The sequence below is a fragment of the Sphingomonas fucosidasi genome (assembly GCF_036663855.1).
In the GTDB taxonomy this organism is placed as follows: Bacteria; Pseudomonadota; Alphaproteobacteria; order Sphingomonadales; family Sphingomonadaceae; genus Sphingomonas; species Sphingomonas faeni_B.
On record NZ_JAXOJR010000005.1, the window covers coordinates 339,182 to 365,609 of the forward strand.

The window sequence follows — 26,428 nt, forward strand, 5'->3', positions numbered from 1 at the left end:
GCGCAGGCGCGGCAACGTCCGCGCCGTTGACCGCGAGCAAAGCGAGGCGGGCAGCGCCCAGCACGGCCGGCGGGTCGGCCAGGCCGAACCAGTCCGACGGCCGCTTTGCCGGCGGCGCTGAGTAGAGGTCTACCGGATTATCAAGGTCGGTCTTGCTTGATCCTGGGCCCCCGCGTTCGCGGGGGAACTGCCTTAGCAACGATGCTACGCGCGTATCAGGACGACCTTTCCAATTGGGCCCCGGCCTCCGCCGGGGTGGTGGAAAGGTCCAGCCTCACCCGTCGCTGGCGCGCTCGATATCCGCGCCAACCGCCGACAGCTTCTCCTCCAACCGTTCATACCCGCGGTCGAGATGATACACCCGGCCCACCGACGTCTCGCCATCCGCCGCAAGCCCCGCCAGGATCAAGCTCATCGACGCGCGCAGGTCGGTCGCCATCACCGGCGCCCCGACCAGCTTGTCGACGCCGCGCACCACCGCGGTCCGCCCACGTACCTGGATATCCGCCCCCATCCGCGCCAGTTCCGGCACGTGCATGTAGCGGTTCTCGAAGATCGTTTCGGTGAGGACGCTGGCGCCGTCGGCCATGCAAAGCATTGCCATAAATTGGGCCTGCATGTCGGTCGCGAATCCGGGGTAGGGCGCGGTCGAGAGGGTCAGGGGTTTCAGCTTGCCGTCAGAGGCGATGCGGACGCCGCCCTTGGTGGGCGTCACCGAAACGCCGGCCTCGACCAGCGCATCGATCGTCGCGCCCATGTCCGGGATTGCCACGCCGACCAACTCCAGGTCGCCACCCGTAATCGCCGCGGCGCACGCGTAACTGCCCGCCTCGATCCGGTCGGGCATCACCGCATAGGTCGCGCCGTGCAGCCGGTCGCGGCCCTCGATCGTCAGCGTCTCGGTGCCGATCCCGTCGATCGACGCACCCATCGCGACCAAGCAGTTGCACAGGTCGACGATCTCGGGCTCGCGCGCGGCGTTCTCGATCACCGACGTACCCTTGGCGAGCACCGCGGCCATCACGACGTTCTCGGTCGCGCCGACCGACACGATCGGGAAGCGGAAACGCCCACCCGGCAGGCGTCCACCCGGCGCGATCGCCTTTACATAGCCCGCCGCCATCTCGAGCTCGGCACCGATCGCCTCGAGCGCGCGCAGATGCAGATCGATCGGCCGGTTGCCGATCGCGCACCCCCCCGGCAGCGACACCGTCGCCTCGCCGCCACGCCCGAGCAGCGGCCCGAGCACCAGGATCGACGCGCGCATCTTCCGCACGATGTCGTACGGCGCCTCGGTCGAGGTCAGATTGCCCGCGCGGATCGTCATCACCCGGCCGAAATCCTCCGGCCGCGTCCCCTGGATCGCGGTCGACGCGCCGAGCTGGTTGAGCAGATGGCCGAAGCCGTCGACGTCCGCCAGCCGCGGCAGGTTGCGCAGCGTCAGCGGTTCTTCGGTCAGCAACGCGCACGGCATCAGCGTGAGCGCGGCGTTCTTCGCACCGGAAATGGGCAGGCGCCCGGACAGGCGATTGCCGCCACGAATGAGAATACGGTCCATCCCGGGTGTCTATCGCGGCTGGCGGTCCGCGCAAGGGGCCCGCACGCCGCGACATGCCGGGAGGCGACGAGAGGAGCCAAAGTCCGGGTCGCGCTAATGCCCGCGCTTGATCGACTTTAATGCGCGGGAATCATAGCTTTGCTCTGTGTCTCCACCAACATGGGGGACCATTTCAGAGTGCCGGACAGCTGCTTCGCCGACCGCGTCGGCGATCTCATCGACCTGTCGATGAACGAAAGGGCTGCGCTAGCGCGGTTTGAGGAGCGCCCGCGCGAACTGCGTCGTGGTGCGATCCTGCTGCGGGAGAACGATCCCCAGTCCGAACTCTTCATCCTCCAGCGCGGCATGGCGATGAGCTATGTGCTGCTCGACGACGGCAGCCGCCAGATCCTCCGCTTCCTCTATGCCGGCGACATGCTGGCGGTGTCCGCGCTCGTCTATCGTGACTCGCCCGAGACGGTGGTCGCGCTGACCGATTGCACAGTGTGCCCGTTCGATCGCGCGGCCATGACCGCACTGGTCACCGATCATCCGCGGCTGTCGGCGATCATCATGGTGATGAACCAGATGGAGAAGGTGGCGCTGACCGACCGGCTCGCCGCGCTCGGCCGTACCTCGGCCAAGGCACGGATCGCGGCGCTGCTGATCGAGATGCGCAACCGGATGCGGCTGCGCGACCACGCGCTCGGCAACAGCTTTACGCTCGGTCTGACCCAGGAGGAGATCGGCGACGCCACCGGGCTGACCGCGGTGCACGTCAACCGGATGCTGCGACAACTCGAGGAGGATGGCCTGATCCGGCGCGAGGCGGGCCGGGTGACCCTGCTCAACGAGGTGCAATTGGCGCAGGCGGCGAATTACATCGACCGGTTCGATGGCCTCGACCTGCGCTGGTTGCCGCCAGCGCGCTAGACTCTCGATCCTCCCTCGCCAGGGGGAGGTGGATGGCTCTTGCCAGACGGAGGGGGAGGACACGGAGCGGAGGTCATCGTTTACCGCCCCCTCCGACACCTTTGGTGCCACCTCCCCCTGGCGGGGGAGGATCGGGGGTATCAGCCGTTCACGCCTTCTCGAGCGTGCACTGCAGCGGATGCTGGTTCTGGCGGGCGAAATCCATGACCTGGGACACCTTGGTCTCGGCCACCTCGTAGCTGAACGTCCCGCAGACCCCGACGCCCTTCTGGTGGACATGCAGCATCACGCGCGTCGCGGCCTCCATGTCCATGCGGAAGAAGCGCTGGAGACACAACACGACGAACTCCATCGGCGTGTAGTCGTCGTTGAGCATCAGCACGCGGTACGGCGTCGGCTGTTTGGTCTTTGCGCGCGTTTTGGTCGCGATGCCGGCACCGGTGCCGTCATTGCCATCCTCGCCACCATCGTCGCGGCGCTCAGCCATCATTACGGCCAGCTTCATTTCTGGGGTCAACACCATGCTGCCAAAATATGGCATGCCGGGGGGCAAGGGCAAGGGGGCGCCCGCACACCCCACGCGAAATCCGCGCGAAATCCGCAAACGAAAAAGGGGCGACCGTCGCATGACGGCCGCCCCCTTCTCGTCGCACCGCCCGAAGGCGTGGCGCTATCGACTTACGCCGAGATCTTCATCTTGTCGGTCGCGACCGCGACGCGGTTCGAGATCGGTTGCGCGAACTCGCCGAACATCTTGAGCATCCGCTCGGTCGAGCGCGAGCCTTCGGCGATCATCGTGTCGAACGCGGTGCGCGCATAATCGCCCTGGAGCTTCATGAACTCGGTCGGCGACTTGGCGGCGGCGAGCGTCTTGGCGGCTTCGGTCGCGCTCTCGAACGAGGTCTTGGCGTACTCGGCCGCTTCTTGGCCAAGCGCCTCGACGTTCTTCGCGGCGATCTTCGACGATTCGACCAGCGCCTCGATGTTGCCCTTGCCGAATGCGACGAAATCTTCCGCCATCTTCGCCGACCTCTCCATCGCGCCCTTGGCCTGCTCGGTATACTCGGCGGTGTTGGCGCCCGTGAACCCGTTGCTGAACAGGGCCTTGGTCTTCTCGGTGATGCTCTGGATCGTGTCCATCGTGGCGTCCTTTGTTTCGCTGGCAGGGATCCCCGTTGGCGCGGTGGCCGGAATCGGGGCGGGAATGTCCGGGTGCGGCGATACAAAAGCAGCCGCGAGAGGTTGAGGTGCCGACGTCTTGGCGATCGGCTCGGGTGCCGGTTTCGCCGGCTTGGCGACAGTCCGGGCGGAGGCTTTGGCGGTCGCGGCCTTCACGGCAGCCACCGGTTTCGCGGCGGCGGCAAGCTTCGAACCGGCCTTGGCCGTCCGTTTCACGATATCCACCATCCACGCACCTCTCTTCGGAGTTATGTCGCGGTCTTTGTACACGATTCGTGGCGCCGCACAATTAAATTGTGCAGCGCACCATGACGTTAACGGAAAGTAGCGCTATCGGGTTTTTACATACTCGCCGGGGGCATCGCCGAGCGGCGCAAGGGCTCCTTTGCCGGGATGCCTAACCCCCTTGGCAGCAACGGTTTTCGGGTCGATCGCGCGGACCCATTCGACCCAGTCGGGCCACCAGCTTCCCTTGGTCTCGGTCGCCCCTGCGACGAAGTCCTCGAGCGTCGTATGCGCCGAGGGATTGGTCCAAAACTGATACTTGCCCGCCGCCGGGGGATTCACGACTCCGGCGATGTGCCCCGATCCCGCGAGCACGAACTTCAACGGTCCGGCGAATAGCTGAGTCAGCTTCCAGACGCTCTCCGCCGGCGCGATATGATCCTCTCGCCCGGCCTGGACATAGCTCGGCGTTTTGACCTTGGTGAGATCGAGCGGCGTGCCGTCGACGCTGATAGCGCCCGGCTTTACCAGCAGATTGTCGCGGTACAGGTCGGTCAGATAGCTTAAGTGCCATTTCGCCGGCAGGTTGGTCGTGTCGCCGTTCCAGTGGAGCAGGTCGAATGGCACGTAATCCTGCCCCAGCAGGTAGTTCTGCGTGACGTAGTTCCAGATCAGGTCGCGCCCGCGCAACAGGTTGAACGTCGTCGCCATATAACGCCCGTCGAGGAACCCCTCGGGCGACAGCGACGCGACCATCTTGAGCTGCTCGTCGTCGATGAAATGCTGCAACTCGCCCGCCTGCGCGAAATCGACCTGCGCGGTGAAGAACGTCGCGCTCGCCACCTTTTCCGCCTGCCCGCGCGCCGCCAGCAGCGCGAGCGTCGCGGCGAGCGTCGTGCCCGCCACGCAATAGCCGATCGTGTGCACCGCCGGCACGTCGAGCGCGTCGCGGACGGTGTCGATCGCCTCGACCTGCGCGCCGACATAATCGTCCCAGACCACGTCCTTCATGCTCGCATCGGCGGATTTCCAAGACACCATGAACACCGTGATGCCCTGCTCGACCGCCCAGCGGATGAAGCTCTTCTCCGGTGTCAGATCGAGGATGTAGAACCGGTTGATCCACGGTGGGAAAATCACGAGCGGCGTCGCCAGCACCTTGTCGGTGGTCGGGCTGTATTGGATCAGTTCGTAGAGCGGCGTGCGCTTGATCACCTTGCCCGGTGTCATCGCGAGGTTGCGGCCGAGTTCGAACGCACCGTCGGGGGTATGCGTCACCTGCCCGCGGGCAAGATCCGCCATCATGTTCTGCAGGCCTTTGAGCAGATTCTCGCCGCGCGTCTCGATCGTCTTCTCGATCACCTGCGGGTTGGTCAGCGCGAAATTGGTCGGGCTCATCGCGTCGACGAACCCCTTGGTCGCGAACCGCAACTGCTCCTTCTGCTTCGGGTCGAGCCCGTCGACCGCCTCGACGCCGCGCAGCATGTGGTCGCCAATGAGTTGATAGCTCTGGCGGATCAGGTCGAACACGGGTTCGCGCCACTGCGGCGCCTTGAAGCGCTTGTCGGTGACGGGGGCGGGCTCGGGCGCCTTGGCGGGATCGAGAAACCGCTGCCACAATGTCAGGCTCTCGGTCCAGAAATCGCGCGCGCGTTCCAGCGTGGCGGGGTCGGTGAAGCCGGGAATGACCGGAATCGTCTCGGCCGGCGGCTGCATCGCGGCGAGCCCCTGCTCCATCATCATCTGCTGCGCACGGCCCATCACCCAAGTCCAATGCTGGAGATCGGGCAAGCTCGGGGTAGGAGGAGTTTCGGCCATGACGTCCTCTGCTTTTTCCGGAGCTTAACGCAGGTGTGCTGTCAGCGGAAGCCGACTGTCACCCGCCCCTGCCGTCACTCGCCTCTACCGTCACGCGCAACAAAGCCCGCCACCCGAGTAAAGTCCGTCGCCCGCAACAAAAGCCGTCACCCCAGCGAAAGCTGGGGTATCCCGGTTCGGGCCACACCCTTCGACAACAGGGAGACCCCAGCTTTCGCTGGGGTGACGGGTTTGGGAAATGGAATCACGACTAAATCGGAGGTGACGAACGCGGCGGTACGGAGTGGGTGACGCCTCCCCTCACCTGCGGTACAGCACCCGCTCCTCCAGCTTGAGGCTGATCATGTCCGAAGACTTCTACCGCATCAAACGCTTGCCACCTTACGTCATCGCCGAAGTGAACGCGATGCGGGCGGCGGCGCGCGCGGGCGGGGAGGACATCATCGATCTCGGCATGGGCAATCCCGACCTGCCGCCGCCCGAGCACGTCATCGAGAAGCTCGTCGAAGTCGCGCGTAAACCCAGCGCGCACGGCTATTCGCAGTCGAAGGGCATCCCAGGCCTGCGCAAGGCTCAGGCGAACTATTACGGTCGCCGGTTCGGCGTCGACGTCGATCCCGAGACCGAAGTCGTCGTCACGATGGGCTCGAAGGAGGGCCTCGCGAGTCTCGCCACCGCGATCACCGCGCCCGGCGACGTCGTGCTCGCGCCCAACCCGTCCTATCCGATCCACACTTTCGGTTTCATCATCGCCGGCGCGACGATCCGCGCGGTGCCGACCACGCCCGACGAGGCGTATTTCGAGAGCCTCGAGCGCGCGATGGCGTTCACAGTCCCCGCACCATCGGTGCTGGTGATGGGCTATCCGTCGAACCCGACTGCCGAGGTCGCCGACCTCGCCTTCTACGAGCGCGTCGTCGCGTTCGCCAAGAAGCACAAGCTCTGGGTGATCTCCGATCTCGCCTATTCGGAGCTGTATTTCGACGGCAAGCCGACCCCCTCGATCCTCCAGGTCCCGGGCGCGAAGGACGTTGCGATCGAGTTCACCTCGCTCAGCAAGACCTATTCGATGGCCGGCTGGCGGATGGGCTTTGGGGTTGGCAACAAGACGCTGATCGCGGCGATGACGCGGGTAAAGTCGTACCTCGATTACGGCGCGTTCACGCCGATCCAGGCCGCCGCCTGCGCCGCGCTCAACGGCCCGCAGGACATCGTCGAGCGCAACCGTCAGCTTTATCACAAGCGCCGCGACGTGCTGGTCGAGAGCTTCGGCCGAGCCGGCTGGGACATCCCGAGCCCCCGCGCGTCGATGTTCGCCTGGGCCCCGCTACCCCCCGCACTCGCGCATTTAGGCAGCCTTGAGTTCACCAAACAATTGCTGACTCACGCGCACGTCGCCGTTGCCCCAGGGGTCGGCTACGGCGAAAACGGCGAGGGCTATGTGAGGATCGCAATGGTCGAGAACGAACAGCGGCTCCGCCAGGCGGCGCGCAACGTGAAGAAATATCTCCAGTCGATGGGCATCAACACGCCCGCACGTGGCGCCGGCTAACCCGCCAGCGTGGATATCAATCCGTTATATTCGGTGGCCGGCGTGCTCGTCGGCCTCATCGTCGGGCTGACGGGTGTCGGTGGCGGTTCGCTGATGACGCCGCTGCTGGTGCTCGTCTTCGGCTTCCACCCCGCCACCGCTGTCGGCACCGACCTGCTCTACGCGTCGGCGACCAAGACGGTCGGGACGACGGTGCATGGCTGGCGCGGCACGGTCGACTGGCGCGTGGTGCGCCGGCTCGCGACCGGGAGCGTCCCCGCGGCGATCGCGACTCTGCTCGTGCTCAACCATCTCGGCGAGAAATCGTCCGATACCGGGCATGCGATCACCGTGGTGCTCGGCGTGACGCTGATCCTGTCGGCGGTCGCGACCTTCTTTCGCGGCAAGATCGTCGCGTGGCTGACCCCTCGCGTGGGCACCGTCGGCGGCGAGCGTCAGGCGATGCTGACTATCCTGCTCGGCGCGGTCCTCGGCGTTCTCGTTTCCCTTACCTCGGTCGGCGCGGGCGCGCTGGGCATGACCGCGCTGCTGATCCTGTACCCGACGCTGCCGATCAACCGGCTGGTCGGCTCCGACATCGCGCACGCGGTGCCGCTGACGTTGCTCGGCGGGATCGGCCACTGGATCCTCGGCTCGGTCGACGTCGACCTGCTAGTGTCGCTGCTGATCGGCTCGATCCCCGGCATCATCGTCGGCAGCCTGATCGCCACGCGCGTCTCGGACCGGGTGCTGGTCCCGGTGCTGGCGACCGTGCTGGCGCTGGTCGGCGTGAAGCTGATCTTCTGACATGCGGCCGGGCTTCGCCTTCTCTACGCGACTCCGCGTGCGCTATGCCGAGATCGACGGCCAGCGCATCGTCTTCAACTCGCGCTATCTCGAATATGCCGACGTCGCGGTCACCGAGTTCTGGGAATGGACCGGGATCGCGGAGGCGCTGCCGGATGTCTGGCCGACCACCGAGTTCAACGTGCGGCGGACGGAGATCGATTACCTCAAGCCGTTCCGCCTCGGCGATACGGTGGAAGCGTTCGTGCGGATCGAGAAGCTTGGTACGACGAGCCTGACCAAACGCTTCGAACTCGCGCATGCGGAGACCGGGGATCTGCATACGGTGATCACCATGGTCAGCGTGCATGTCGATCTGGAAACAGGCCGCGCGGTGGCGCTTCCGGACGCGATCCGTGAGGTGTTGGAAGCATTGCCGTTGTCATGCTGACACCACCTCCGTCATCCTGACGAAAGTCAGGACCCAGGGTAACCGACGCCAGCCTTAATGGCTCTGGGTCCTGACTTTCGTCAGGATGACGGAATGAGGCTTTACTCCGCCGCCTCGGCCGCCGCCTCAGCTTCCACGCCCGCAATCTCCCCAGGCAGCGCCCAGATCAAATCCCCCTTCGCCAGCACGCGCCCGTCATGCGCCCGCACCGAGACCGGCTGCAACGGCCGCCGATCGCGCGCGTCGACCAGAATCGGGAACGCCGGCACGCACGTCTCCCAGCGCTCGCCCCATTGCCGCAGCGCGATCATCGTCGGCAGCAGCGCAAAGCCCTTGTCGGTCAGGCCGTAGGCGATCTTGCGCCGGTCCTCCGGAATAGGCTGCCGCTCCAGGATCCCATGCTCGACCAGCCGCGCCAGCCGGTTCGCCAGGATATTGCGCGCGATCCCCAGCTCCGACTGGAACTCCTCGAAATGATGCAGGCCGTTGAACGCGGCGCGCAAGATCAGGAACGACCAGCGCTCGCCCATCGCCTCCAGCGCGGCGGGCAGGCTGCATTCCAGCAATGGTTCGCGCAATTTGCCCATCACGTCATCCTCGTCCGTGGGCGAACGTACCGCATAAGCCGCCGAAGCGAAACGCCCCGGTTATCCTGCGTTATACGCCCCTGGATACGCGACTGGCCCAACGAATTGCCGACGCCCCCCCAGAGGCCCCCACTGGATCGCCCACTAGATCACAGTGATGCGACGCTTTTTGTTGCCAAAAGTCCCCGCCCGGCCCCATCTATGGCGGGTGCTGCGCCAATATGAACTGGTCGATCGCGTCCTCGACTACGATCCCGACGCCGACGAGGCGCTGCTGAACCGCGCCTATGTCTTCTCGATGCAGGCGCACGGGTCGCAGAAGCGTGCGAGCGGCGATCCGTATTTCAGCCACCCGATCGAGGTGGCCGGCATCCTCACCGACCTGCACCTCGATGCGGAGACGATCGCGACCGCGATCCTGCACGACACGATCGAGGACACGGTCGCCACACCCGAGGAGATCGAGCGGCTGTTCGGCGCCTCGGTCGCGCGGCTGGTGGACGGCGTCACGAAGCTCAGCAAGATCGAGGCGCAGACCGAGAACGAGCGCGCCGCGGAGAATCTGCGAAAATTCCTGCTGGCGATGTCCGACGACATCCGGGTGCTGCTGGTCAAGCTTGCCGACCGCCTGCACAACATGCGGACGCTGCATCATATCTCGAAGCCCGAGAAGCGCCGTCGCATCGCCAAGGAGACGATGGACATCTACGCGCCGCTCGCGGAGCGGATCGGCATGTACGAGTTCATGCGCGAGATGCAGTCGCTCGCGTTCGAACAGCTCGAGCCCGAAGCGTCCGAATCGATCAACCGCCGCCTCGAACAGCTGAAAAAGGGCGACGGCGACCGCATCGCCAAGATCGCCTCCGGCCTGAAGCTGGTCCTGTCACGCGCCGGGGTCGAGGCGGAGATCTCGGGGCGCGAAAAACACCCCTATTCGATCTTTCGGAAAATGTCCGAACGCCACATCAGCTTCGAACAGCTCTCCGACGTCATGGCGTTCCGCGCGATCGTGCCCACGGAGGAGGATTGCTACCGGGTGCTCGGGATCATCCACCAGCGCTGGCCGATGGTGCCGGGCCGGTTCAAGGATTACATCTCGACGCCCAAGCGCAACGGCTACCGGTCGCTCCACACCTCGGTGATCCACGCCGACAGCGCGCGGATCGAGATCCAGATCCGCACCGCCGACATGCATGCGCAGGCCGAGTTCGGGCTCGCCGCGCACTGGGCGTACAAGCAGCAGATCAACGGCAGCGACCGGCAGGTGAGCTGGATTCGCGACCTCGTCGAAATCCTCGATACCGCCGAGAGCCCGGAAGAGTTGCTCGAACACACGCGGATGGCGATGTACACCGATCGCATCTTCGCGTTCACGCCGAAGGGTGAGCTGATCCAGCTACCCAAGGGCGCGACCTCGATCGACTTCGCGTACGCGGTGCACACCGATCTCGGCGATCAGGCGGTCGGCGCGAAGGTCAATGGCCGCGTCGTGCCGCTGTCGACGGTGATCGAAAATGGCGACCAGGTGCAGATCCTGCGCTCGAAGGGCCAGTCGCCGCAGCCGCAATGGCTGAACGTCGCGACGACGGGCAAGGCGCTCGCCGCGATCCGCCGGCATCTGCGCCAGAAGGAACGTGTCGAGCAGACCGCACTCGGCCAGACGCTGTACGAGGACATCGTCACCCGCCTGCCCGCGCAGATCGGCACCGATGCGCTGAGCCATGCGCTGAAGCGGCTCAAGCTGCCCGACGAATCGTCGCTGATGGTCGCGATCGCGCGGCGGACCTTGTCCGATGCAGCGGTGATGGAGGCGTTGATGCCGGGCTCGGCCGGTGCGGACGTGACGCATGCGCTGGCGCCGCAATCGAGCGCGATCTCGATCAAGGGGCTGACTCCCGGTGTCGCCTACGACCTCGCCACGTGCTGCCACCCGGTACCGGGCGACCGGATTGTCGGCTTGCGCCGGCCCGATGCGGGGATCGAGGTCCATGCGATCGACTGCCGCGTGCTCGCCGAGCTCGCCGAACGCTCCGAGAACGAGACCGACTGGGTGGATGTCGCGTGGGGCGACGAGACCGAGGGTGCGGTCGCGCGGATATCGGTGATGGTGAAGAACGAGCCGGGGTCGCTCGGCATCGTCTCGACGATCATCGGCGGGCACAAGGCGAACATCATCAACTTGCGGCTCGATACGCGCGACAAGAGCTTCCACACCAACGAGATCGACGTCGAGGTGCACGACGTGCAGCAGCTGATGCGGCTGATGGCCGGCTTGCGCGCGGCGGATGCGGTGCACACCGTGGAGCGGGTGTAGAGTTTGTTGATTATTGCTGCCTACAACTCCCATTGACGCTAAACGGCGCGGATGAACCGTCCCGCGTTATCGATCGTCGTCCCCTGCTATAACGAGGCGGCGTGCCTCGACATCCTGCACGCGCGCATTTCCGGCGCGGCCAAGGTCGCGGTCGGCGACGATTACGAGATCGTCCTGATCAACGACGGATCGCGCGACGATAGCTGGGGCGTGATGCAACGCCTCGCCGCCGCCGATCCCCGGCTGGTCGCGATCAACCTGTCGCGCAACCACGGCCACCAACTCGCACTTACCGCTGGCCTCGATCTCTGCGCGGGCGAGCAGATCCTGATCATCGATGCAGACCTTCAGGACCCGCCCGAGTTGCTGTCCGACATGCGCGCGGCGATGGCGGCGAGCCAGGCCGACGTGGTCTACGCAGTGCGCCGCCAGCGCGCAGGCGAGACGGTTTTCAAGAAGGCCACCGCCGCCGCGTTCTACCGCCTGCTGACACGGATGACCGAGACGCCGATCCCGCTCGACACCGGCGATTTCCGCCTGATGAGCCGGCGCGCGCTGGATGCATTCCTCTCGCTCCCCGAGCAGGCCCGCTTCATCCGCGGCATGGTCGCCTGGATCGGTTTCAAGCAGGTCCCCTTCCCCTACGACCGCGCCGAGCGGCTGGCGGGCGAGACGAACTACCCGCTGGCGAAGATGATCCGGCTGGCGTTCGACGCCGTCACCGGCTTCTCGACCGCACCGCTGCGCTTCGCCAGCCATGCGGGGCTCGCGCTGACCGGCGTGTCGCTGCTGCTGTTCGTGTATATCGCGATCGGCTGGCTTTCGGGCAGCGCGGTGCAGGGCTGGACCTCGACGATGCTCGTCACGGTATTCCTGGGCGCGGTGCAGATGTTCGTGCTGGGGATGATCGGCGAGTATCTCGGGCGGCTGTACGTCGAGTCGAAACGGCGGCCATTGTATATCGTCGCGGACGTGGCGGGCCCGATCCAGGGGAAGGCGACACTCGGATTCCGTGCGGAGCCGGTGGAAGTGGTGCGACTGCCTGACGGCTCCCTCCCGGGTCGTCTCGACTGACGAACACGGCCTATCCCGATCCTCACACCACCCCGGCGGAAGCCGGGGCCCAATTGGAGAGGTCGCAGTAACGAAGTGCTGTGCTCAGTTGGCCACGTCCCCCAATTGGGCCCCGGCCTTCGCCGGGGTGGTGCTTCCTCGAAAATTCAGGAATCCAAGAGGCGTATCCCCCGCCCCCTCGTACTGAATTCCCCGCCGATCCTCCCCCGCCAGGGGGAGGTGGCGCGAAGCGACGGAGGGGGAGGACACGGAGCACGGGTCGGCGCCTGCCGCCCCCTCCGTCTGGCAAATTGCCAGCCACCTCCCCCTGGCGGGGGAGGATCAGCCTTACCGCGGCACCGCCAGAGTCACGATCGAAACACCAGGCGTCATCGGCATGCGCCCCACCAGATGCCGCTCCAGACGAAAAATCTTCTCGAACAGCGCATTGACCAGCTTCGGTGGGGGTGAATCGTCGCTGTCGTCGCGGCCCGTCATCCGTCCCGCGATCCGCGCCGCCGCTGCCAATGGGAACAGCAGCGAATTGAAATAGCCGAGCTTTTCCGGTTTCAGGCCAGCGGTCTCGATCGCCGTCTTGAGCGTCGCCTTCGAGTAGCGGCGGTGGTGATGGTTCACGACGTCATGCGCGCTCCACAGCCACGCATGCGCCGGCACAGCGATCAGGATCTTGCCCCCGGGTGCGAGGCAATCCGCCATCGCCTTGAGCGCGGCGACGTCGTCCTCGATATGCTCGACCACATCGAGCACCGCGATCAGGTCGTAATGCTTCCGCGGCACGCCCGGCAGTTCGGGCAAGGGCGCGGCGCCGACCGGCTTGCCGAGCCGTTCGCTGGCGATCTCGCGTGCAGCCGGGTCGATCTCGATCGCATCGATCTCGCCGAATTCCGCCAGCATCGGCAGGTTATGCCCGGTGCCGCAGCCGATCTCGAGGATCTTCGCATCCTTCGGCAATGCGCCGTAGCGGGTCAGGTAATCCGCGAGAATGTCGCGGCGCGCGCGGTACCACCAGTGCGTGGAATCATGGGCGGCCATCCGGTCGTAGACGATGCGGTCCATTAAGTGTCGGCCATTTCAGTTGAAAACCCAAAGACGGTTGAGCACGAAGCTCAGGATAGCGGCAAGAAGAACGGCGGGAATCAGCGGGATCCACGGGTGCAGATGAAGCAGCGCGGTGCCGATCCAGGTGATGACCGCGTTGAGACTCAGCCCCGCGGCCTGGACGATCACGAACTTGAAATGCCGCCCTGCCCCCGGTTCCTTGGCGTGCCCCTTGAAGCTCCAGCGGCTGTGCAGGAAGAAGCCTACCACCACCGCGACGGCAAACGCGAACGGCACCGCGGCCACCGCTTGGCGTGGCGGGAAGACGTACGCGGTCAGCGGCAGGTAGACGAGCGAGTACACGACGCTGGAAATCCCGCCGGCGATGCCGAAGCGCACGAGCTGGCCGAGCACCCCGCTCGACCGCATCTGCTCCATTTGTCGCCAAATCGCCTGCATGCCCGCCTTGTTCTTTACCCTCCGGCGATCGCGCCGGTGCCTTGTTCTTTACGGGCACCGCGATAGAGCGACGCTTGAGATACGCCCGCGCATCTAGAGTGCGTGCGGGCTGGAGGAAAGCGTTTTGGATCAGGCACCACTTCAGCGGCGGACGCTGCTGGACGAACTCGATCGGCATTGGATCGCGCTGACGCTGCTCGCCTGGGTGGCGGTGGCGGCGTGGTCGATGTTCGATCGCTGGGGGCAGATCCGCTGGTTGTCGCTTGGCGATACCGACGACAACATGCGGCTGATGCAGGTCCGCGCGCTGCTCGACGGCCAGGGCTGGTATGATCTGCGCAACTATCGGCTGAACCCGCCGGTCGGATTCGATATCCATTGGAGCCGGATCGTCGACCTGCCGATCGCGGGGCTGATCCTGTTCTTCCGCCTCTTCACCACCAACAGCTGGGCCGAGCGGCTGGCGTGCGGGATCGCGCCATTGCTCCCGTTGTCGATTGCGATGCTCGGCATCGGCGCGACCGTGCGGCGGCTGATCAGCCCTTACGCGTGGCCGCTTGCCGTGGTGATCATGGTCGGCGCGACCGGCACGATGCTGATGTTCATGCCCGAGCGGATCGATCACCACGGCTGGCAGCTCGCGATGCTGAGCCTGACGGTCGCGGGCCTGTGCGACACGAACGGACGTCGCGGTGGCGCGATGGTCGGGATCGCCAGCGCGGTGTCGCTGTCGATCGGCCTCGAACTGCTGCCCTATGCGGCGATGGCGGGGGCGATCATCGCGTTGCGCTGGGTGTGGGACCGCGCCGAGGCGGAGCGGCTGTCGATTTACGCGCTGACGCTCGGTGGTGGCAGCACGCTCGGGTTCGCGCTGTTCGCGTCGAATGCCAACCAGGCGATGCGGTGCGATGCGCTGACGCCGGTGTGGTTGAGCGTGATGATTGCGGCGGGGATGTTGCTGTTTCTGCTCGCGCGGTTCGGGCCGGCGTCGCGGGGGGCGCGGCTGGCGCTGGCGGTTGTTGCGGGTGCGGCGATCGTTGCGGGCTTTGCGCTGGTGTTCCCGCAGTGCCTGGGGCGGCCCGAGGGGATCTCGCCCGAGTTGCAGCGCAACTGGCTGGACAATGTCCGCGAGGCCAAGCCGATCTACAAGCATAGTTTCCGCGTCGGGTTCGCATTGGCGACACTGCCGATCATCGGATTGATCGGGGCGATCCTCGCGGCATGGCGGGGGCGTCGCGACGACCGTGCGGTTGGCTGGGCGGCGGTGGCGCTGTTCACTGCGTTCGCGTGCGCGATGCTGTTGTGGCAGGTCCGCGCGGGGCCGGCGGCGCAGTTGCTGGCGATTCCGGGGGCGACGGCGCTCGGGTGGCTGATCCTGCCGCGGTTGCTCGGGAATCGATCGATTGCGGTGCGCGTGCTGGGGACGGTGGCGGCGTTCCTAATCGTGTCAGGGCTGTTCGCCGGGATGGTGATCAAATACCTGCCGATCGACCGGCCGAAGCCGTATGAGAAGCGCGTCAATTCGGCGACCGGCAACTGCCTGCGGACGACCGTGCTGCTCGCGCTGAACAAGTATCCGGCGCAGACGGTGTTCACCTTCGTCGACATGGGGCCGCGGCTGATCACGATCACGCATCACGACGCGATCGCGGGGCCGTATCACCGCAACGGCGATGCTATCCTAGATGTGCAGCACGCGTTCGGGGGGACGCCGGACCAGGCACACGCGATCATCAAGCGGCACGGCGCGACGATGCTGCTGCTGTGCCCGAACGCGGCGGAATCGACGAACTACAAGGCGCGCAGCCCGAAGGGGTTCTATGCGCAGATGGCGAAGAACGAGGTGCCGGGGTGGCTGACGCCTCTGCCGCTGCCGGCGCAGTCGCCGTTGCGGTTGTTCAAGGTGGACTGACCTTAGCCCGTCATCCTGACGAAAGTCAGGATCCAGAGCCATTGGCGATATCGCTCTTGGCTCTGGATCCTGGGTCGAGCCCAGGATGACGAATCAGCGCAGCACCACCGACAGGCCGTCGAGTACGAACTGCACGGCCAGCGCCGCCAGCAGTACGCCTAGCAACCGCGTGATCACCGCCTCGATCTTTGCGCCGAGGATCCGCATGATCGGGCCGGCAGCAAGCAGCGCGACCAAGGTCAGCAGCAGGATCGTCACCATCGCGCCGAGCACGACCAGCGAGCGCTCGATGCCGCTGTTGCGGCTCATCAACAGCATCACCGACGCGATCGAGCCGGGCCCTGCGATCATTGGCATCGCCATCGGGAAGATCGAGACGTCCTCGACCTCGGGATCGTTCGCGACCTTGGCGGCGCGGTCCTCGCGGCGCTCGGTACGCTTTTCGAACACCATTTCGAGCGCGATCAGGAACAGCATGATGCCGCCCGCGATCCGGAAGCTGGCAAGGCTGATGCCGAGGCCCTTGAGCAACGCCTCGCCGAACAGCGCGAAGACGAACAGGATCAGCGCGGATACGCCGACTGCGCGGATCGCCATCGCACGCTTCTGTTCGGCGGAGGCACTCGCCGACAGTCCGGCATAGATCGGCGCGCAGCCGGGCGGATCGATGACCACGAAAAAGGTGATCAGCGACGAGATATAGAGTTCGATCATAGCGCGGCCTCGTCGATCATAACGCCTTCGCGGCGGCCGGCAGACACCAGCGTGTTCCGCAACAGGCACGCGATCGTCATCGGCCCGACGCCGCCCGGCACCGGCGTGATCGCGCCCGCGACCTCGACCGCGCTGGCGAAATCGACGTCGCCGACGAGGCCGGCGTCGGTGCGGTTGATGCCGACGTCGATGACGGTCGCACCGGGCTTGAGCCAGTCGCCCTCGATCATCTGCGGGATGCCAACCGCGGCGACCACGATGTCCGCGCGGCGGATATGCGCGGGCACGTCCTTGGTGCGGCTATGCACGACGGTAACCGTGCAGCTTTCGCGGAGCAGCAGCTGCGCCATTGGCTTGCCGACGATGTTGGAGCGGCCGACGACGACCGCCTCGAGCCCGCTCAAGCTTGGCAGCACGCTCTTCAACAGCATCACGCAGCCGAGTGGCGTGCAGGGGACGAAGCCCGGCAGGCCGGTTGCGAGGCGGCCGGCGTTGATCGGGTGGAAGCCGTCGACGTCCTTGTCGGGGTCGATCGCGGCGATCACCGCCTGCTCGTCGATATGCTTCGGCAGCGGCAGCTGGACGAGGATACCGTCGATCGTCGGGTCGGCGTTGAGCGTCGCGACCAGCGCGAGCAGGTCTTCGGCGGGCACGTCGGCGGGGAGACGGTGCTCGATGCTTTCCATCCCGGCCTCGCGCGTCGCCTTGCCCTTCGAGCGGACATAGACGTTGGAGGCGGGGTCCTCGCCGACCAGCACGACGGCGAGGCCGGGCGCGCGGCCTGCCTGTGCCCTGAAGGCGGTGACGCCCTCTGCGATACGGGCCCGGAGGCCGGCGGCGAAGGCCTTGCCGTCGATGATGGTCGCGCTCATGCCCGCGGCCCATAGAGCGCGGACGCGATTTCCGCCAGCGTAGTGGAGTCGCCGGCGATGTGCAGACGCTTGAGCCGGGCGGTTTCGCCGGCGACGATCGTCACAGCGCGCTTGGGTACGCCGAAAGTCTTGGCGACTAGGGCGACCAGCCCGGCGTTCGCGGCGCCATCGACGGGGGCTGCTGCCAGTCGCGCGGCGAAATGCTCGGGCGTTCCGGCGGCGAGTGCGTCGCGACCGCCGCGCGGGGTTACCCGGACGGCGATCGCGAGGCCGTCATCGACCGCGCGCCAGGCTGCCGGCCCGATCAATAGCCCGATCAATAGGCCGCGACGAGGTAGTTCTGCGCGATGTTCGGGATGACGATGTTAGTCAGGATGTAGAGGATCAGCAGCACAACCAGCGGCGACAGATCGAGCGCCCCGAAATCGGGTAGGATGCGGCGGATCGGGCGATACAGCGGCTCGGTGATCTTCTGCAGCGCGTTCCAGACCGTGCGGACGAAATCGCTGTGCGTGTTGATGACGTTGAACGCGATCAGCCACGACAGGATCGCCTGGATGACGATGACCCACCAGACGAGGTTGAGCAGCAACTGGACGATCTGAAGAAGGGCGATCAAGGCAAGGGTCTCCGCTGGTGTATTGCCGATATAAGGTGGCGGGGGGAGAACGAGAAGCCCTGCTTAGACGATAGCCCCCCTAGCCCCACCCCGTCACCCCAGCGAAAGCTGGGGTATCCCGGTTGGCGGGTGCGCGGGTCGAACCGGGAGATCCCAGCTTTCGCTGGGATGACGGGTGTGGGATGCGTGAAGAACGAGAAGCCCTGTGATGTCGGTCGTTTTCGCCGCCGCGCGCGCGCGCGTCTGACCGACTATCGTCACCCCACCTATCGTCACCCCAGCGGAAGCTGGGGTATCCCCGTTGGCAGGCGGGCGGCTAGAACCGGGAGATCCCAGCTTTCGCTGGGATGACGGCGTGGCGGTAGTGAGGGTGATACCCGTCGCGCGTTACCGCGGGCGCCCGTTGGCGCTCACCAAGGTCCCCGCGCCCTGCTTGGTGAAGATCTCCAGCAGCATCGCGTGGGGTACGCGGCCGTCGATGATGACCGCGGCATCGACGCCCGATTCGACCGCCGCGACGCAGGTGTCGAGCTTGGGGATCATGCCGCCGGTCACCGTGCCGTCGGCGCGCAGTTCGGCGATCCGCGCAGGGTCGAGATCGGTGAGCAGTTCGCCCTGCTTGTCGAGCACGCCGACGATGTCGGTCAAAAGGAAGAACCGCGCGGCGCCCATCGCGGCGGCGATCGCGCCCGCCATCGTGTCGGCATTGATGTTATAGGTGTGCCCGTCGGCGCCGATGCCGATCGGGGCGATCACCGGGATGATGTCGGCCTTGATCAGCGTGTCGAGGATCGTCCGATCGACCGCGATCGGTTCGCCGACGAAGCCGAGATCGACGTGCCGCTCGATACCCTGGAGCTTGTCGGGCTCGCGGCCGTGGCCGACTTTCTGCGCGAGCACGAGGCCTGCGTCCTTGCCCGAGATACCGACCGCGCGGCCGCCGGCCTGGCCGATCCAGCCGACGATCTCCTTGTTGATCGAGCCCGCGAGGACCATCTCTGCGATCTGCGCGGTTTCCGCATCGGTGACGCGCAGGCCGTCGACGAAGCGCGATTCGACGCCGAGCCGCTTCAACATCGCGCCGATCTGCGGGCCGCCGCCGTGTACCACCACCGGGTTGATGCCGACCGCCTTCAGCAGCACCATGTCCTCGGCGAAATCGCGCTGCAGCTCGGGGTCGCCCATCGCGTGGCCGCCGTATTTCACGACGAACGTCTTGCCGGCATAGCGCTGCAGATACGGCAGCGCCTCGGTGAGCGTTTCCGCCTTGGCGAGCAGGGCGGGATCGGGCGTGTGATCGGTCATGGCGACCCCTTAGACAGTCAAGGGAGGTAGCGAAAGCATCACCGCGTATCACCAATTCCGTCATCCTGACGAAAGTCAGGACCCAGGATCACGAACGGGGTCCCTTGCGGTTCTGGGTCCTGACTTTCGTCAGGATGACGGAGAAAGTGTTATGCCCGGTCCAGCCGCCGCCCCAATCGCACGAAGAAGGTGATCAGGAACGGCACCAGCACGATCGACAGTACGACCTTGGTCAGCATCTGCCCTTCCATCAACGCGAGGATCGGCCGTTCGCCGAGGAACGAGATGGTGATGAACAAAATCGTGTCGATGATCTGCGAGATGATGCTCGCGATCATGCCGCGGAGCCAGACGAGCTTGCCCTCGCCGCTGCCGACCTGTCCCGACAGCTTCGAGAAGATCAGCACGTTGAGCGTCTGCGAGATGCCGTAGGAGATCAGCCCGGCGATCATCATCCGCGAGCTTTGCCCGACCACGATCGGGAATGCGTCGACCGCGGGCGGGTACATCCCCGGATCGTGCGGCAGTGCCAGCACGAGATGGATCAGCGCCGCTGACACCAGCAGCGGGATGAACCCTAGGCGCACCAGGAACGTCGCGGTCTTCTGGCCGTGCAGCTCGGAAATCGCGCTGCTCAGCACCACCAGCAACAGGAAGCCGAAGATCCCCGCCTCGACCGCGAGCGGGCCGAGCGCGACCTGCTTCACCCCCAACACGCCGGCGATGCACACCATGCCGCCGTACAGGACCGAGAAAACGAAGAGCGAACGCGGGAACGCGGGAAGTGGTTTGTCCATCGCGCGGGACGCTAGCGAAAACCGCCACGCCGTCAAATGACTAGACCTCAAATGACTGGCGAGTGCGGCGCTCGCGTGTCATGTCGGTCGCTTGCGCGGCCGGGGGGCCACGCGTGTCAGTCAAAAATGCAGGGCGTCCATGGAAAGACTAGTCATCGGCCTTGCAGGCATCGCCGTCATTCTGGGCATCGCCGTGCTGCTGTCGAGCGACCGCCGCGCGATCCGCCTGCGCATCGTCGGCGCGGCGTTCGCGTTGCAGGCCGGGATCGCGGTGCTCGTGCTGTATTCGAGCTTCGGCAAGGTGGTGCTCGGCGAGATGTCGGGCGGGGTCGCCAACCTGCTGGGTTATTCGCAGAAGGGCACCGAATTCCTGTTCGGCAAGATGGCGACGCCCGAGATCGGCGGACAGAGCTTCGCGATCGCCGCGCTGCCGGTGATCATTTTCTTCGCCAGCCTAGTCTCGATCCTCTATTATCTCGGCATCATGCAGCTGGTGGTGCGCTGGGTCGGCGGCGGGATCGAGAAGGTCATCGGCGTCTCGAAGGTCGAATCGCTGTGCGCGGCGGCGAACATCTTCGTCGGCCAGAGCGAATCGCCGCTCGTCATCCGCCCGTATCTGGCGGGACTGACCCCGGCGCAGCTGTTCACGGTAATGACCAGCGGCATGGCTGGCGTCGCGGGGACGATCCTCGCGGCGTACGCGTCGATGGGGATCCGGATCGATTATCTGCTGGCGGCGAGCTTCATGGCCGCGCCGGGCGGGATCCTGATGGCGAAGATCATCATGCCCGACCGCGTCATGCCGCCCGAGGGCGAACTCGCGCTCGGCGATTTGCCGGGTGAATCGTCCGCCGGTGAGCCGATGCCGCAGGCGACGCATGACGAGGAAAAGCCCGCCAACCTGATCATGGCCGCAGCCCAGGGCGCGCAGACAGGCGTGCGGCTGGCGGTTGCGGTCGGGGCGATGGTACTGGCGTTCGTCGCGCTGGTGGCGCTGGCGAACGGCCTGCTGGGCGGGCTCGGCAACATGATCGGGCTCCCGGGGCTGAGCTTCCAGGGGCTGCTCGGCTACGTCTTCGCGCCGATCATGTTCCTGCTGAACGTGCCGTGGAGCGAGGCGGGGATCGCCGGCGGGCTGTTCGGGCAGAAGATCGTGCTGAACGAATTCGTCGCGTATATCTCGCTCGGGACGCAGCAGGGGCTGAGCCCGCGGACGATCGCGGTGATCACCTTCTCGCTGTGCGGCTTTGCGAACTTCTCGTCGATCGCGATCCAGATGGCGGTGACCGGGAGCCTTGCGCCGAACCAGCGGCCGATGATCGCCAGGCTCGGCCTGCGCGCGCTGGCGGCAGGGAGTCTCGCGAACCTCATGTCGGCGGCCCTTGCAGGTCTGCTAATCGGCTGAGTCCCCCTTTCCGTCATCCTGACGAAAGTCAGGACCCAGAGCCACGAAGGGCAGCGCTTGTCACCCTGGGTCCTGACTTTCGTCAGGATGACGGGGGAGGGTGAGACGACGGAACCGAGACGACGGCGCCCCGCAAACGCAATCGGGCCCGTCACCTCTCGGCAACGGGCCCGACGACACTACCGCGTGGGGGATCGAGGCAGGTATTTCGTAATGGTGCCGATTACGGCAGCATCACCGTGTCGATGACGTGAATCACGCCGTTCGACTGCATGACGTTGGCGATCGTGACACGGCCCTTGTGGCCCTTGCCGTCCATGATGCCCCAGCCGCTGCCGGACTTCATGAACATCAGCGGCTCGCCCTGCACGGTCGTGTAGGTCGCGGTGCCGCCGTTCGCCTTCGCCTTGGCGGCGATGTCGGCGGCGGTGATCGTGCCGGGGACGACGTGATAGGTCAGCACGGCGGACAGCTGCGTCTTGTTCTCGGGCTTGAGCAGCGTGTCGACGGTGCCGGCGGGCAGCTTCTTGAACGCGGCGTTGGTCGGCGCGAACACCGTGAACGGACCCGGGCCCGACAGCGTCTCGACCAGGCCGGCAGCCTTCACCGCGGCGACCAGCGTCGTGTGATCCTTCGAATTGACCGCGTTCTCGACGATCGTCTTGGTCGGATACATCGCGGCGCCGCCGACCATGGGATTGGTCTGCGCGGCGACGATCGCGCTGCCGCTGAGGGCGATGGCGGCGGCGACGATCGCGGTACGAAAAATTGGATTCACGGCATGCTCTCCTTCACGGCGCCGGTCGGCCGACGCTTCTGCGGGAAGATACGGCCGGATCGGAGGAATGATGCAGCCGCGTTTCAGATCGTTGCGACAAGCCTGCCCCAAGCCGCGATCTCTTCGTCGTGCCGGGTCGTGACGACCAGGTCGCTTGCCGTCGCTGTCGCGAGATCGACATCGATCGAGCCGGTCCATTCGAACGTCGCATTACCCGATAGCGTGACCATCGCGGCTGCGCTCGCCTCGGCGCGAACGAGGCCGCCCTTGTTGAAGACCGTGGTCGGCGTGTCGTAGGCGATCCGCCGGGTAAGGCACGCGGCATAGGTCGACGCCGCCATCGCGCTGCCGCAACTGTCGGTCAGACCGACGCCACGCTCGAAGGTGCGGACGAACAGGTCGGCGCCACGCACCTCGACGAAGCTGACGTTGGCGCGGTTCGGGAGCCAGTTGGGAGCGGCCTCGCATGCTTCACCGACGCGGACGAGTTCGGCTTCGTCGATCGCATCCACGAACGTCACGAGATGGGGGTTCGGCATGGCGACGGCGGTGAAGGCGCGGGCGGTCGGCAAGCGGGGGATCGGCATGTCGACGATGCGATTCGCGTCGGCCTCCATCGGCCACGCAGTGACGTCTAGCGACGCCGGCCCTGCGATCTCGCGCACCGTGAACACCCCCGGCGCGACGTCGGCATCGTGTACGACGACCGCATCGCTGGTCTTGAGTAGCGCCGTAGCGGTCTGTGTGCCGGTTGCCGCGAACCCGGCGCGCGCTACGCATCGCAGGCCGTTGAGGCACGTCTCGGACTCGCTGCCGTCGGAGTTGAACATTCGCATACCGAAGGCGTGGCTCTCGTCGCCGGCGGTGAGCAGCAACAGACCGTCGCCGCCAACCGGCCCGTCGCGATCCGCCAGCGCGCGCGAGACGGCCGCCCAGGCTGCGTCGTCGAGCGTGGACGCACGCGCGTCGATCAAGGGGAAGTCGTTGCCGGAGCCGTGGCATTTGATGAGGTCGAAGCGCATGCCCGCCACTTAGTGCTGCGGGGCGGGCAAAGCGAGTGCGGACCGGAAAGAGGCGGACCGGATCGTCGACCTTCAATCCTCCCCCGCCAGGGGGAGGTGGCTGGCCCTTGCCAGACGGAGGGGGAGGAAAGAGTAACCGCTGTTTCGTGTCCTCCCCCTCCGTCGCCTCCGGCGCCACCTCCCCCTGGCGGGGGAGGATCGTGAGGTTGAGCGACCGGTTGCAGCGCTGCGCTACCCAATCCCGTAATGCGCAGCCAGGCGATCGAGCGCCAGCGTTAGGACCAGCCGCCCCGCGCGCGCCGGCCAATGCAGCGCCTTCTCCGCGGCGGGCAGCCCCTCCCCCGCGCAGACCACGCGCCACAGGATATCCGCGAGCCCCGGCCCCGCCGCGGCGATCGCGGTGTCGAACCGGCGCTTCGCCGCGATCTGCGCGGATGTCGGATCGAGCCCGTCATGCCCGCCTCCATCGACCCGCTCTGCCCAGCGCATTGTCACGCTCGGCGCGATCGAGGCGCGTTCGTAATCGGCGCGCAACTGCTCCCCCGCCGCGAACTGCCGCGCGTCGACCAGCCCGCGCGACCGCAACCACCCGAGCGGCGACTCGGCCAGATTGACCGTTACCGCCCGCCCACTCCGTGCCCCCGCCAGCTGGGGAACGCCCTCCGAGTCGATCGATCGCTCCACCAGTTCGCGCATCTGCCGTCTCCCGTTGTTGCTCCAAGTCAGTCACGCCGGTTGCCATATCGACACGGTTGTAGGACAGAGGAATAACCCATCTGGTTTGGAGCTTTTCGATGATCACGGCCATTCGCGAAGTTCGCCGCGCCAAGGGCCTGACGCTGGAGGATGTCGCGCGGCGCTGTGTTCCGCCGACCACCGCACAGACGATCGGCCGGCTGGAGACGGGCACGCGCACCGTGTCGGTCGGGTGGCTGAACCGGATCGCCGCGGCGCTGGGCGTCGAGGCGGGGGATCTGGTGACGCTGCCCGACCGCGCCGACCTGCCCGTTACCGCGATCCTCGATGGCCGCGGCGTCCACGCGCCGCGCCGAACGACGACCGTTCCTCCACCGCAGGTCGCGCCGGGCCAGATCGCGGTGACCGTGGCGGGGGGGATCGGCGACTACCGCGCGGGCGACGTGATCTGGTGCGCGATGCTGGCGCCGGAAAACTTCGCGACTGCGCTCAACCGCGACGTGCTCGTCCCGCAACCGGCTGGGCGGTTCGCGTTCGGGCGACTGATCAGATACGAAGGCCAGATGACGCTATTGCCGCTGGGCACGGGCACACAGCCCCAAACGATCGAAAACCCCGCCTGGATGGCCGTCGCCACACGGCTCGTCCGCGACCTCTAGCGATCTGTTATGGGGGGACCGGCGATGACCTTACCACACTTGGACCTTGGAACAGGCCGCACCGCCTTTGATGCGCCCCCTCCGATCCCCCTCGCTGCATTTCGTGTCACCAGCTTGCCCGGTACTCGCATCATCGGCTGGCAAGGATCGAGGACCGCAGTTCAACCCTCGCGAACATGTGGACCTGACCTGCGGCCCTTGCTCATCAAATAGCACCTTAAGGGGAATCGTACAAAAGCAGAGACTTGAAGCGTGGTTAACCAGCTTTTCAGCCTTTGCGGCCATCAATTGATCGATGAGTTTGCATGCCCACACCGCGTTTCAGCCCGACCGGCTTCCCCTTGATGAGCGCGTCGCCGTGCGACGCCCGATCCACCTTCCTGTATTCCTAATCGCCCCTGGAGGTGAGCCGATCTCTGCGACCATGGTCGATGTCTCGACGCATGGCTTCCGAGTCCGGTCTGGATATCCACCGACGCTCGGTCGGTTTCTTGCGGTCGACGTCCCGGCGTTCGCTAGATACTCGGGATGGGTCGCTTGGGCGCAGATGGCGGAATTTGGTTTTGATGTGGCCAACCCGCTCCCAGAGACCGTCGTGAACCATATTCTGCATCTGGCGGATGTGGATTGAGTTACGCTCCAAACTCGGTCCCTTCCTCGCCAGAATAGGTGGAGGGGACCAAATCATATCTTTGACCGTTCGTGCGCCGAGGAACATTTCTATGGCCGACACACCGATCTCGATGCGAGCGTCTCTCTACTATATCCAAGGGGAGGACGTTGCTCGCGCGGGAGGCAATCTCGCTGATTGTCGGTATTATGCCGGATCGATAGCATACGCCGAGTGGATGGCAGGATTCAGCGAAGCTGCCGGGGAGCAGCTCGTTCTGACGTCGGAAATGGAAACGGACGAAATTTAACCCCGTAATTCCGGACGTTCCTCATCACGATATCAGGTGCGAGGTCGCTGAGCTTGCACCTTAAAGTCAGTCTCGCCCAGCGTTTTTTGCGGGCGTTGGACATGCGTTCTACGTCGGCCGCATTGGCGCGATCGATCGCCGCCCATTCCTCCTTTGAGTGGCATGTTTTTCTGGCGAACAAGGAGCCAGTTGCTTTCACTCCAGCAAATGGGCCCGGTCAGGCAGCGTGGGAAACCCGCCGCGCAGAGCATACAATCTATGCGCCTATTGGTCTTCGATTTATCCTAGCTTGGGCAGTCGATGCCGACGATCGAGGTGGTCAATTCGCCCATTGCGGTTCACGATGCTCGCAGACTGGTAGGAAAACGACAACAAATGGCGGCATTTAGCACAACCGATCTTATCCTATCCGCGGCGCTACTGATCATTGTTCTCAGGGCCGCGGTATGGCTTATCGCAAGCGGTCGGAAGCACGACGCCCAACGCCGCGTTCGGGCCGAACGCTGGCATAATGATTATTTTCGCGGGGGTGGGCTGGTACGGGCCCTTCTGGCAAGATGGTCCGCACAGCCGAGGCTTACCGACCGATCGAACGGATCATCAGAATAGATCCCTCGGGCATGCTGGCAATGGAGGTGACGAGATCACTTCTATGCCCGGATGGGCGAAGCTGATAAATCTTGACGTGACCCCCGCCTTTCATCCAGCTGCGACCAGAGACCGACCGTTGTTGTCGCGCAGGAGCGCGGGTGAAGCAACGGTCAGGTTTAAACCCGACCGTTGCTTTTCGAGTTCTG

Annotated in this window: 28 protein-coding genes; 12 read left to right on the top strand and 16 right to left on the bottom strand. The window is 65.6% G+C overall.

The annotated features are described in order from the left end of the window. Positions 1–274 precede the first annotated feature (274 nt). Entirely contained in the window at positions 275–1,558 is a 1,284-nt protein-coding gene (murA, locus tag U1737_RS11445; protein ID WP_248522475.1) for a UDP-N-acetylglucosamine 1-carboxyvinyltransferase, read from the bottom strand. Between the two features lie 228 nt (positions 1,559–1,786). On the opposite strand from murA, the gene U1737_RS11450 reads away from it, so the two are divergent. Next, positions 1,787–2,470: a Crp/Fnr family transcriptional regulator gene (locus U1737_RS11450; RefSeq protein ID WP_332796890.1), complete on the top strand. Its 684-nt coding sequence runs from the start codon at positions 1,787–1,789 to the stop codon at positions 2,468–2,470. A 148-nt stretch (positions 2,471–2,618) separates the two neighbouring features. Here U1737_RS11450 and clpS read toward each other — a convergent pair whose 3' ends face one another. From clpS to U1737_RS11465, 3 genes are all read right to left on the bottom strand, one after another. Continuing rightward, a complete protein-coding gene (clpS, locus tag U1737_RS11455) occupies positions 2,619–2,957 on the bottom strand; it encodes an ATP-dependent Clp protease adapter ClpS (RefSeq protein ID WP_131587736.1) in 339 nt (112 codons plus the stop codon). A gap of 191 nt (positions 2,958–3,148) precedes the next feature. Continuing rightward, a complete protein-coding gene (locus U1737_RS11460) occupies positions 3,149–3,877 on the bottom strand; it encodes a phasin family protein (RefSeq protein ID WP_332796869.1) in 729 nt (242 codons plus the stop codon). Positions 3,878–3,979: 102 nt separating this feature from the next. Further along, entirely contained in the window at positions 3,980–5,692 is a 1,713-nt protein-coding gene (locus U1737_RS11465) for a PHA/PHB synthase family protein (RefSeq protein WP_332796870.1), read from the bottom strand. Positions 5,693–6,035: 343 nt separating this feature from the next. On the opposite strand from U1737_RS11465, the gene U1737_RS11470 reads away from it, so the two are divergent. Genes U1737_RS11470 through U1737_RS11480 form a run of 3 tightly spaced genes read left to right on the top strand, consistent with a single transcriptional unit; the run spans position 6,036 to position 8,460 of the window. Continuing rightward, positions 6,036–7,244, top strand: a complete 1,209-nt coding sequence (locus U1737_RS11470; RefSeq protein ID WP_332796871.1) for an LL-diaminopimelate aminotransferase — start codon at positions 6,036–6,038, stop codon at positions 7,242–7,244. 9 nt (positions 7,245–7,253) lie between these two features. Next, positions 7,254–8,030 carry a sulfite exporter TauE/SafE family protein gene (locus U1737_RS11475; protein WP_332796872.1) on the top strand — a complete coding sequence of 259 codons (777 nt, stop codon included), beginning with the start codon at positions 7,254–7,256 and terminating at the stop codon, positions 8,028–8,030. A 1-nt stretch (position 8,031) separates the two neighbouring features. Further along, the gene (locus tag U1737_RS11480; protein ID WP_332796873.1) at positions 8,032–8,460 is read left to right on the top strand and encodes an acyl-CoA thioesterase; all 429 of its coding nucleotides are present in this window, start codon (positions 8,032–8,034) and stop codon (positions 8,458–8,460) included. Positions 8,461–8,561: 101 nt separating this feature from the next. Here the strand turns inward: U1737_RS11480 and U1737_RS11485 are convergent, their stop codons facing one another. Next, the gene (locus tag U1737_RS11485) at positions 8,562–9,047 is read right to left on the bottom strand and encodes a winged helix-turn-helix transcriptional regulator (RefSeq protein ID WP_248522467.1); all 486 of its coding nucleotides are present in this window, start codon (positions 9,045–9,047) and stop codon (positions 8,562–8,564) included. A gap of 208 nt (positions 9,048–9,255) precedes the next feature. Here U1737_RS11485 and U1737_RS11490 point away from each other — a divergent pair, with 208 nt between their 5' ends. The 3 genes from U1737_RS11490 to U1737_RS20740 are packed head-to-tail and all read left to right on the top strand — an operon-like array spanning position 9,256 to position 12,622. After that, positions 9,256–11,361, top strand: coding sequence for a RelA/SpoT family protein (locus U1737_RS11490; protein WP_332796891.1), 2,106 nt, complete (start codon positions 9,256–9,258; stop codon positions 11,359–11,361). Between the two features lie 51 nt (positions 11,362–11,412). Beyond that, positions 11,413–12,435 (top strand): glycosyltransferase family 2 protein, encoded by a 1,023-nt coding sequence (locus U1737_RS11495; protein ID WP_332796874.1) that lies wholly within the window; start codon positions 11,413–11,415, stop codon positions 12,433–12,435. Next, positions 12,320–12,622 carry a hypothetical protein gene (locus tag U1737_RS20740; protein ID WP_432715071.1) on the top strand — a complete coding sequence of 101 codons (303 nt, stop codon included), beginning with the start codon at positions 12,320–12,322 and terminating at the stop codon, positions 12,620–12,622. The genes U1737_RS11495 and U1737_RS20740 overlap by 116 nt, the downstream gene beginning before the upstream one ends. 140 nt (positions 12,623–12,762) lie before the next feature. Here U1737_RS20740 and U1737_RS11500 read toward each other — a convergent pair whose 3' ends face one another. Both U1737_RS11500 and U1737_RS11505 read right to left on the bottom strand, forming a co-directional pair. Further along, a complete protein-coding gene (locus U1737_RS11500; RefSeq protein ID WP_248522461.1) occupies positions 12,763–13,491 on the bottom strand; it encodes a class I SAM-dependent methyltransferase in 729 nt (242 codons plus the stop codon). Between the two features lie 15 nt (positions 13,492–13,506). Next, positions 13,507–13,932, bottom strand: a complete 426-nt coding sequence (locus tag U1737_RS11505) for a GtrA family protein (RefSeq protein ID WP_332796875.1) — start codon at positions 13,930–13,932, stop codon at positions 13,507–13,509. A gap of 124 nt (positions 13,933–14,056) precedes the next feature. On the opposite strand from U1737_RS11505, the gene U1737_RS11510 reads away from it, so the two are divergent. Next, positions 14,057–15,844 (top strand): AcrB/AcrD/AcrF family protein, encoded by a 1,788-nt coding sequence (locus U1737_RS11510; protein ID WP_332796876.1) that lies wholly within the window; start codon positions 14,057–14,059, stop codon positions 15,842–15,844. 93 nt (positions 15,845–15,937) lie between these two features. Here the strand turns inward: U1737_RS11510 and U1737_RS11515 are convergent, their stop codons facing one another. The 6 genes from U1737_RS11515 to U1737_RS11540 form a co-directional block, all read right to left on the bottom strand. Beyond that, positions 15,938–16,558 (bottom strand): MarC family protein, encoded by a 621-nt coding sequence (locus U1737_RS11515; RefSeq protein ID WP_248522456.1) that lies wholly within the window; start codon positions 16,556–16,558, stop codon positions 15,938–15,940. Further along, complete coding sequence (gene folD / locus U1737_RS11520) at positions 16,555–17,430, bottom strand: bifunctional methylenetetrahydrofolate dehydrogenase/methenyltetrahydrofolate cyclohydrolase FolD (RefSeq protein ID WP_332796877.1); 876 nt, start codon at positions 17,428–17,430, stop codon at positions 16,555–16,557. The genes U1737_RS11515 and folD overlap by 4 nt, the downstream gene beginning before the upstream one ends. Continuing rightward, the gene (locus U1737_RS11525; protein WP_332796878.1) at positions 17,427–17,738 is read right to left on the bottom strand and encodes a DUF167 domain-containing protein; all 312 of its coding nucleotides are present in this window, start codon (positions 17,736–17,738) and stop codon (positions 17,427–17,429) included. The genes folD and U1737_RS11525 overlap by 4 nt, the downstream gene beginning before the upstream one ends. An 8-nt stretch (positions 17,739–17,746) precedes the next feature. Beyond that, positions 17,747–18,049 (bottom strand): YggT family protein, encoded by a 303-nt coding sequence (locus U1737_RS11530; protein ID WP_093398362.1) that lies wholly within the window; start codon positions 18,047–18,049, stop codon positions 17,747–17,749. A 387-nt stretch (positions 18,050–18,436) separates the two neighbouring features. Beyond that, the gene (gene argB, locus U1737_RS11535; protein ID WP_248522450.1) at positions 18,437–19,354 is read right to left on the bottom strand and encodes an acetylglutamate kinase; all 918 of its coding nucleotides are present in this window, start codon (positions 19,352–19,354) and stop codon (positions 18,437–18,439) included. 149 nt (positions 19,355–19,503) lie between these two features. Then, on the bottom strand, positions 19,504–20,151 hold the full coding sequence (locus U1737_RS11540) for a queuosine precursor transporter (protein ID WP_248522448.1): 648 nt from the start codon (positions 20,149–20,151) through the stop codon (positions 19,504–19,506). A 139-nt stretch (positions 20,152–20,290) separates the two neighbouring features. Between U1737_RS11540 and U1737_RS11545 the strand changes: the two genes are divergently transcribed. Next, the gene (locus tag U1737_RS11545; RefSeq protein ID WP_332796879.1) at positions 20,291–21,556 is read left to right on the top strand and encodes a NupC/NupG family nucleoside CNT transporter; all 1,266 of its coding nucleotides are present in this window, start codon (positions 20,291–20,293) and stop codon (positions 21,554–21,556) included. A 223-nt stretch (positions 21,557–21,779) separates the two neighbouring features. Here U1737_RS11545 and U1737_RS11550 read toward each other — a convergent pair whose 3' ends face one another. From U1737_RS11550 to U1737_RS11560, 3 genes are all read right to left on the bottom strand, one after another. Continuing rightward, positions 21,780–22,334 (bottom strand): fasciclin domain-containing protein, encoded by a 555-nt coding sequence (locus U1737_RS11550; protein ID WP_332796880.1) that lies wholly within the window; start codon positions 22,332–22,334, stop codon positions 21,780–21,782. Between the two features lie 83 nt (positions 22,335–22,417). Beyond that, on the bottom strand, positions 22,418–23,356 hold the full coding sequence (gene dapF, locus U1737_RS11555; RefSeq protein ID WP_248522443.1) for a diaminopimelate epimerase: 939 nt from the start codon (positions 23,354–23,356) through the stop codon (positions 22,418–22,420). Between the two features lie 231 nt (positions 23,357–23,587). Continuing rightward, a complete protein-coding gene (locus tag U1737_RS11560; protein WP_248522441.1) occupies positions 23,588–24,052 on the bottom strand; it encodes a DUF6456 domain-containing protein in 465 nt (154 codons plus the stop codon). A 98-nt stretch (positions 24,053–24,150) separates the two neighbouring features. Between U1737_RS11560 and U1737_RS11565 the strand changes: the two genes are divergently transcribed. The 3 genes from U1737_RS11565 (at position 24,151) to U1737_RS11570 (ending at position 25,631) form a co-directional block, all read left to right on the top strand. Continuing rightward, positions 24,151–24,711: a helix-turn-helix domain-containing protein gene (locus tag U1737_RS11565; RefSeq protein WP_248522439.1), complete on the top strand. Its 561-nt coding sequence runs from the start codon at positions 24,151–24,153 to the stop codon at positions 24,709–24,711. 295 nt (positions 24,712–25,006) lie between these two features. Continuing rightward, entirely contained in the window at positions 25,007–25,342 is a 336-nt protein-coding gene (locus U1737_RS20745) for a PilZ domain-containing protein (RefSeq protein WP_353460750.1), read from the top strand. Between the two features lie 91 nt (positions 25,343–25,433). Then, positions 25,434–25,631, top strand: coding sequence for a hypothetical protein (locus tag U1737_RS11570; protein WP_248522437.1), 198 nt, complete (start codon positions 25,434–25,436; stop codon positions 25,629–25,631). The last annotated feature ends 797 nt before the right edge of the window (positions 25,632–26,428 follow it).

Coding starts and splice junctions, on each gene's coding strand:
- U1737_RS11500 (WP_248522461.1), bottom strand. CDS start 13,491: ATGGACCGCATCGTCTACGACCGGATGGCCGCCCATGATTCCACGCAC.
- U1737_RS11480 (WP_332796873.1), top strand. CDS start 8,032: ATGCGGCCGGGCTTCGCCTTCTCTACGCGACTCCGCGTGCGCTATGCC.
- U1737_RS11460 (WP_332796869.1), bottom strand. CDS start 3,877: ATGGTGGATATCGTGAAACGGACGGCCAAGGCCGGTTCGAAGCTTGCC.
- U1737_RS20745 (WP_353460750.1), top strand. CDS start 25,007: ATGAGTTTGCATGCCCACACCGCGTTTCAGCCCGACCGGCTTCCCCTT.
- U1737_RS11560 (WP_248522441.1), bottom strand. CDS start 24,052: ATGCGCGAACTGGTGGAGCGATCGATCGACTCGGAGGGCGTTCCCCAG.
- U1737_RS11505 (WP_332796875.1), bottom strand. CDS start 13,932: ATGCAGGCGATTTGGCGACAAATGGAGCAGATGCGGTCGAGCGGGGTG.
- U1737_RS11570 (WP_248522437.1), top strand. CDS start 25,434: ATGGCCGACACACCGATCTCGATGCGAGCGTCTCTCTACTATATCCAA.
- murA (WP_248522475.1), bottom strand. CDS start 1,558: ATGGACCGTATTCTCATTCGTGGCGGCAATCGCCTGTCCGGGCGCCTG.
- U1737_RS11545 (WP_332796879.1), top strand. CDS start 20,291: ATGGAAAGACTAGTCATCGGCCTTGCAGGCATCGCCGTCATTCTGGGC.
- dapF (WP_248522443.1), bottom strand. CDS start 23,356: ATGCGCTTCGACCTCATCAAATGCCACGGCTCCGGCAACGACTTCCCC.
- U1737_RS11485 (WP_248522467.1), bottom strand. CDS start 9,047: ATGGGCAAATTGCGCGAACCATTGCTGGAATGCAGCCTGCCCGCCGCG.
- folD (WP_332796877.1), bottom strand. CDS start 17,430: ATGAGCGCGACCATCATCGACGGCAAGGCCTTCGCCGCCGGCCTCCGG.
- U1737_RS11450 (WP_332796890.1), top strand. CDS start 1,787: ATGAACGAAAGGGCTGCGCTAGCGCGGTTTGAGGAGCGCCCGCGCGAA.
- U1737_RS11470 (WP_332796871.1), top strand. CDS start 6,036: ATGTCCGAAGACTTCTACCGCATCAAACGCTTGCCACCTTACGTCATC.
- U1737_RS11515 (WP_248522456.1), bottom strand. CDS start 16,558: ATGATCGAACTCTATATCTCGTCGCTGATCACCTTTTTCGTGGTCATC.
- U1737_RS11495 (WP_332796874.1), top strand. CDS start 11,413: ATGAACCGTCCCGCGTTATCGATCGTCGTCCCCTGCTATAACGAGGCG.
- argB (WP_248522450.1), bottom strand. CDS start 19,354: ATGACCGATCACACGCCCGATCCCGCCCTGCTCGCCAAGGCGGAAACG.
- U1737_RS11540 (WP_248522448.1), bottom strand. CDS start 20,151: ATGGACAAACCACTTCCCGCGTTCCCGCGTTCGCTCTTCGTTTTCTCG.
- clpS (WP_131587736.1), bottom strand. CDS start 2,957: ATGGCTGAGCGCCGCGACGATGGTGGCGAGGATGGCAATGACGGCACC.
- U1737_RS11465 (WP_332796870.1), bottom strand. CDS start 5,692: ATGGCCGAAACTCCTCCTACCCCGAGCTTGCCCGATCTCCAGCATTGG.
- U1737_RS11565 (WP_248522439.1), top strand. CDS start 24,151: ATGATCACGGCCATTCGCGAAGTTCGCCGCGCCAAGGGCCTGACGCTG.